This window comes from Tenacibaculum sp. MAR_2010_89 (genome assembly GCF_900105985.1).
GTDB classification, from domain to species: Bacteria; Bacteroidota; Bacteroidia; order Flavobacteriales; family Flavobacteriaceae; genus Polaribacter; species Polaribacter halocynthiae.
The window spans coordinates 1-5,282 of sequence record NZ_FNUB01000003.1; the positions used below are offsets into that span (position 1 = coordinate 1).

At 39.9% G+C, this 5,282-nt stretch carries 4 protein-coding genes; 3 read left to right on the forward strand and 1 reads right to left on the reverse strand.

Translation table 11 applies throughout. The features are described 5' to 3' along the window. Positions 1 to 981: SprB repeat-containing protein (locus BLV71_RS00785; RefSeq protein WP_176974319.1), on the forward strand; the 981-nt coding region annotated here is incomplete at its 5' end. 177 nt (positions 982 to 1,158) lie between these two features. Next, a complete protein-coding gene (locus tag BLV71_RS00790) occupies positions 1,159 to 1,398 on the forward strand; it encodes a hypothetical protein (RefSeq protein WP_093868716.1) in 240 nt (79 codons plus the stop codon). 73 nt (positions 1,399 to 1,471) lie between these two features. On the opposite strand, the gene BLV71_RS18410 is transcribed toward BLV71_RS00790, so the two are convergent. Next, positions 1,472 to 1,642, reverse strand: a complete 171-nt coding sequence (locus BLV71_RS18410) for a hypothetical protein (RefSeq protein ID WP_176974320.1) — start codon at positions 1,640 to 1,642, stop codon at positions 1,472 to 1,474. A 190-nt stretch (positions 1,643 to 1,832) separates the two neighbouring features. On the opposite strand from BLV71_RS18410, the gene BLV71_RS00795 reads away from it, so the two are divergent. Then, on the forward strand, positions 1,833 to 5,282 hold a 3,450-nt coding region (locus BLV71_RS00795), incomplete at its 3' end, for a beta strand repeat-containing protein (RefSeq protein WP_176974321.1).

The following is a 5,282-nucleotide window of genomic DNA, read 5'->3' on the forward strand; positions in this document are numbered from 1 at the left end:
TATACATCAGTATCAGCAATACCAGTAGTAGAATATAGTGTAACAGGTATTAACGGAACAGTTTTCGCGACGGTAACTCAAACAGCCCCTGCAGCAAATCCAGAAGTATTTACAGGATTAGGAACAGGAAGTTATGAGGTTGTAATTTACAATCCAGTAACCGGGTGTAGATTATCAACAGTTCATCAGGTAGCTGCAGCACCAGTGTTTAATTTAGATATTAATAAGACCAGTGATGTAGTTTGTTTTGGAACATCAACAGGAGAGTTAACATTTGATTTCAGTAGTGGAAGTCCATATACAGGTCTTTACAACTATCAATTAATGAATACCAACGGAACACCAGCTACAGGAGATGATACGACAGTAGGAGCAGCAGTAGTAGGTGTAACAGGAGGAGTATTACAAACTGTAGGAAGTTTAGCAGTAGGAGAATACTATGTAGTAGTAACTATGACAGCAAGTCCATTCTGTCCAGTAACATCCGCAGTTGTATCTATAGCTCAGCCAACAGCAGGATTAGGAATTACAGCAGTACCAGTAGCGGTAAGTTGTAATGGAGGAAATGACGGAAGCATTACAGCAACAGCTACTAACGGATGGGGTGGTTATCAATATAGTTTAACGCCAGTAACAGGAACATCACCAGCGGTTGCATTAGGAAATAGTAATGTATTTAGTAATTTAGAATCAGGAAGTTATACAGTAACAGTACGAGATGCTAACGGATGTGAGGTTTCAACAACAGAAACGGTTGTAAATCCAGTAGCCGTAAGTTTTGGATTAACCAAAGATGATAGTGCATGTAACTCAAGTACAGGAGGAAGTATCACAGCAACTCCAGCAGGTGGAACAGGAACTTATACATTTGTATTAACAAATACAACTACAAGTACAGTAGTTCGTACCGAAACAGGAACAGGAGCGTTTTACATTTACCAATGTAGCAGCAGGATCTTATTCTGTAACAGTATCAGATAGTAATAGTTGTAGTGCATCAGCACAAGCGATAACGATGTTACCAAGTTTAGCGTTTACAGTAAACTCAAACAAAGAATATAGATTGTAGTGCAAGTCCAGCAGGAGTTGTAGCATTAAATATCACTTCAGGATCAGGAACGTATGAATATGCAGTAACAAATTCAGGAGGAACGGTAGTTGCTCAAAACAAGTACAGGAGGAACGACAGTAAACTTCTCAGCAGCTACAGCAGATACCTATACAGTAGAGGTGTTTGATATGGGAGCTACTCCAACATGTTCAAGTACCACCACGATAGTAATTTTACCAGCGATAGAGCCAAACTTTAGTGCGGTTGCGAGTGTAAATGGGATTTGTAATGGAACAAGTACAGGAGAGATTCAGTTAACAGAGGTAAATAATAGTATTAACCATTAACATATAGTATAGCACCAGTAGCCGGAACATTTACTGCCGGAACATTAACTTATACGGGCTTACCAGCAGGAAGTTATGTAATTACAGGAACTGGAACTAACGGATGTATTTCTACACAGAATGTAACTATTACGGAAAACAATGCAGTAGATGTAAGTGGAGCAGTAGCAGTTGTAGAGTTTGGTTGTACAACAGGAAACACTACAAACAATGCAACGGTAACGGTAACACCAGGATCAATCACCGGAGGAACAGGAACCTTTGTACGTTATGTATTTGTATATACCCCAGTAAGTGGTACACCAGTAACACAAGATAGTTCAAGTGCAAGTTTCACAGCAACGAATGAATCTGGCGGAACAGTAAGTGTAACAGCTTATGATGATAAAGGATGTTCAGGAGTAACCAATGCAACAATAGCAGCATTTAACGGAATGACCAATGCTACTATCACAGTAGATAAAGCAATAGATTGTGCTTCCGGAGAGAACATTACAGTAGGCTATACATCAGTATCAGCAATACCAGCAGTAGAATATAGTGTAACAGGTATTAACGGAACGGTTTTCGCGACGGTAACTCAAACAGCCCCTGCAGCAAATCCAGAAGTATTTACAGGATTAGGAACAGGAAGTTATGAGGTTGTAATTTACAATCCAGTAACCGGGTGTAGATTATCAACAGTTCATCAGGTAGCTGCAGCACCAGTGTTTAATTTAGATATTAATAAGACCAGTGATGTAGTTTGTTTTGGAACATCAACAGGAGAGTTAACATTTGATTTCAGTAGTGGAAGTCCATATACAGGTCTTTACAACTATCAATTAATGAATACCAACGGAACACCAGCTACAGGAGATGATACGACAGTAGGGGCAGCAGTAGTAGGTGTAACAGGAGGCGTATTACAAACTGTAGGAAGTTTAGCAGTAGGAGAATACTATGTAGTAGCAACTATGACAGCAAGTCCATTCTGTCCAGTAACATCCGCAGTTGTATCTATAGCTCAACCAACAGCAGGATTAGGAATCACAGCAGTACCAGTAGCAGTAAGTTGTAATGGAGGAAATGACGGAAGCATTACAGCAACAGCTACTAACGGATGGGGTGGTTATCAATATAGTTTAACGCCAGTAACAGGAACATCACCAGCGGTTGCATTAGGAAATAGTAATGTATTTAGTAATTTAGAATCAGGAAGCTATACAGTAACAGTACGAGATGCTAACGGATGTGAGGTTTCAACAACAGAAACGGTTGTAAATCCAGTAGCCGTAAGTTTTGGATTAACCAAAGATGATAGTGCATGTAGTGGAAGTACAGGAGGAAGTATCACAGCAACGCCAGCAGGAGGAACAGGAACTTATACATTTGTATTAACAAATACAACTACAAGTACAGTAGTTCGTACCGAAACAGGAACAGGAGCGTTTACATTTACCAATGTAGCAGCAGGATCTTATTCTGTAACAGTATCAGATAGTAATAGTTGTAGTGCATCAGCACAAGCGATAACGATGTTACCAAGTTTAGCGTTTACAGTAACTCAAACAAAGAATATAGATTGTAGTGCAAGTCCAGCTGGAGTTGTAGCATTAAATATCACTTCAGGATCCGGAACGTATGAATATGCAGTAACAAATTCAGGAGGAACGGTAGTTGCTCAAACAAGTACAGGAGGAACGACAGTAAACTTCTCAGCAGCTACAGCAGATACCTATACAGTAGAGGTGTTTGATATGGGAGCTACTCCAACATGTTCAAGTACCACCACGATAGTAATTTTACCAGCGATAGAGCCAAACTTTAGTGCGGTTGCGAGTGTAAATGGGATTTGTAATGGAACAAGTACAGGAGAGATTCAGTTAACAGAGGTAAATAATAGTATTAACCCATTAACATATAGTATAGCACCAGTAGCCGGAACATTTACTGCCGGAACATTAACTTATACGGGCTTACCAGCAGGTAGTTATGTAATTACAGGAACTGGAACTAACGGATGTATTTCTACACAGAATGTAACTATTACGGAAAACAATGCAGTAGATGTAAGTGGGGCAGTAGCAGTTGTAGAGTTTGGTTGTACAACAGGAAACACTACAAACAATGCAACGGTAACGGTAACACCAGGATCAATCACCGGAGGAACAGGAACCTTTGTACGTTATGTATTTGTATATACCCCAGTAAGTGGTACACCAGTAACACAAGATAGTTCAAGTGCAAGTTTCACAGCAACGAATGAATCTGGCGGAACAGTAAGTGTAACAGCTTATGATGATAAAGGATGTTCAGGAGTAACCAATGCAACAATAGCAGCATTTAACGGAATGACCAATGCTACTATCACAGTAGATAAAGCAATAGATTGTGCTTCCGGAGAGAACATTACAGTAGGCTATACATCAGTATCAGCAATACCAGTAGTAGAATATAGTGTAACAGGTATTAACGGAACAGTTTTCGCGACGGTAACTCAAACAGCCCCTGCAGCAAATCCAGAAGTATTTACAGGATTAGGAACAGGAAGTTATGAGGTTGTAATTTACAATCCAGTAACCGGGTGTAGATTATCAACAGTTCATCAGGTAGCTGCAGCACCAGTGTTTAATTTAGATATTAATAAGACCAGTGATGTAGTTTGTTTTGGAACATCAACAGGAGAGTTAACATTTGATTTCAGTAGTGGAAGTCCATATACAGGTCTTTACAACTATCAATTAATGAATACCAACGGAACACCAGCTACAGGAGATGATACGACAGTAGGAGCAGCAGTAGTAGGTGTAACAGGAGGAGTATTACAAACTGTAGGAAGTTTAGCAGTAGGAGAATACTATGTAGTAGCAACTATGACAGCAAGTCCATTCTGTCCAGTAACCTCTGCCGTTGTATCTATAGCTCAACCAACAGCAGGATTAGGAATTACAGCAGTACCAGTAGCGGTAAGTTGTAATGGAGGAAATGACGGAAGCATTACAGCAACAGCTACTAACGGATGGGGTGGTTATCAATATAGTTTAACGCCAGTAACAGGAACATCACCAGCGGTTGCATTAGGAAGCAGTAATGTATTTAGTAATTTAGAATCAGGAAGCTATACAGTAACAGTACGAGATGCTAACGGATGTGAGGTTTCAACAACAGAAACGGTTGTAAATCCAGTAGCCGTAAGTTTTGGATTAACCAAAGATGATAGTGCATGTAGTGGAAGTACAGGAGGAAGTATCACAGCAACGCCAGCAGGTGGAACAGGAACTTATACATTTGTATTAACCAATACAACTACAAGTACAGTAGTTCGTACCGAAACAGGAACAGGAGCCTTTACATTTACCAATGTAGCAGCAGGATCTTATTCTGTAACCGTATCAGATAGTAATAGTTGTAGTGCATCAGCACAAGCGATAACGATGTTACCAAGTTTAGCGTTTACAGTAACTCAAACAAAGAATATAGATTGTAGTGCAAGTCCAGCTGGAGTTGTAGCATTAAATATCAGTTCAGGATCAGGAACGTATGAATATGCAGTAACAAATTCAGGAGGAACGGTAGTTGCCCAAACAAGTACAGGAGGAACTACAGTGAATTTCTCAGCAGCTACAGCAGATACCTATACAGTAGAGGTGTTTGATATGGGAGCTACTCCAACATGTTCAAGTACCACCACGATAGTAATTTTACCAGCGATAGAGCCAAACTTTAGTGCGGTTGCGAGTGTAAATGGGATTTGTAATGGAACAAGTACAGGAGAGGTTCAGTTAACAGAGGTAAATAATAGTATTAACCCATTAACATATAGTATAGCACCAGTAGCCGGAACATTTACTGCCGGAACATTAACTTATACGGGCTTACCAGCAGGAAGTTATGTAATTACA